The organism is Streptomyces rugosispiralis (assembly GCF_024505145.1).
In the GTDB taxonomy this organism is placed as follows: Bacteria; Actinomycetota; Actinomycetes; order Streptomycetales; family Streptomycetaceae; genus Streptomyces; species Streptomyces rugosispiralis.
In genome coordinates this window covers 1-1,255 of the sequence record NZ_JANIAA010000166.1, presented here as the reverse complement: position 1 = coordinate 1,255, position 1,255 = coordinate 1, and the positions used below count along the sequence as shown (strand labels likewise).

Sequence of the window (1,255 nt, the reverse complement as noted above, 5' to 3'; positions counted from 1 at the left end):
CGTGATTTCTGGTGCGGAAGATACCGTGGTGGAGGTCGCCGGGCTGCTGGAGGCCGGGGGTGTCAAGACCAAGCGGTTGCGGGTGTCGCATGCGTTCCACTCGCCCCTGATGGAGCCGATGCTGGCGGAGTTCCGCCGGGTGGCCGAGGGGTTGTCGTACGCGAGCCCCCGCATGCCCGTCGTGTCGAATGTGACGGGTCGGGTGGCGGACGCCGAGGCGTTGTGCTCGGCCGAGTACTGGGTGCGGCATGTGCGTGAGGCCGTGCGGTTCGCGGACGGGGTACGGAGCCTGGCGGACGCGGAAGTCACCACCTTCCTGGAGCTGGGCCCGGACGGTGTGCTGTCCGGGATGGGGCAGGAGTGTGTCTCCGACGCGGCCTTCGCGTCGGTGCTGCGCGCCGGCCGGGGCGAGATCCCCTCGCTGCGGGAAGCACTCGCCGAGATCTATGTACGGGGGCGTCAGGTCGACTGGTCAGCCCTGTTGGCGCCGGCCCGCCCCCGCCGTGTGGAGTTGCCGACGTACGCGTTCCAGCGGGAGCGCTTCTGGCTGGAGCCGGTCCGTACCGACACGGCCCCGGCGCTGACGCGGGTGGCTGATCGCTGGCGCTATCGGGTGTCGTGGTCGCCCGTTTCGGACGTGGTGGGCGCTGCGCTGACGGGCACGTGGCTGGTGGCGGTCCCGGCGGGGCCGGCCGGGGAGGAATGGGTTGCGGACTGTGTGGCGGCGTTGGCCGGGCGCGGTGCCCTGCCTGTCGTGGTCGAGCTGGGGCAGGACGACGCCGACCGTGCGGTGATGGCGGACCGGCTGCGCGGGGCCCTGGAGGCGGCCGAAGTCTCCGACGCCGCGGGTGTGGTGTCGCTGCTGGCGTCGGCGGAAGGGCGGCACGGTGAGTACGGGTCGGTGCCGTTGGGCCTGGCGCTGACCTTGTCCCTGCTCCAGGCGATCGGGGACGTGGGTGTGGGCGGCCGGGTGTGGTGTGTGACGCGTGGTGCGGTGGCGGTGGGCGGTTCGGAGAGCCCGCTGAGTGTGGAGCAGGCGGCGGTGTGGGGGCTGGGCCGGGTGGCCGGGCTGGAGGCCCCGGAGCGCTGGGGCGGCCTGGTCGACCTGCCCGAGGTGTGGGATGCGCGGGTGGCGGACCGGCTGGTGGGCGTGGTGAGTGGCCGTGCCGACGAGACCGAGGCGGCGGTGCGGGCATCGGGTGTGTTCGGCCGCCGGGTGGCGCGTGCGATCGAGGGTGCGCATGGCGTCGAGGGT

At 73.3% G+C, this 1,255-nt stretch carries 1 protein-coding gene; it reads left to right on the top strand.

The annotated features are described in order from the left end of the window. Position 1: 1 nt before the first annotated feature. Positions 2–1,255 (top strand): acyltransferase domain-containing protein (locus NP777_RS47975; protein WP_308405427.1); only part of this gene is annotated, 1,254 nt, incomplete at its 3' end.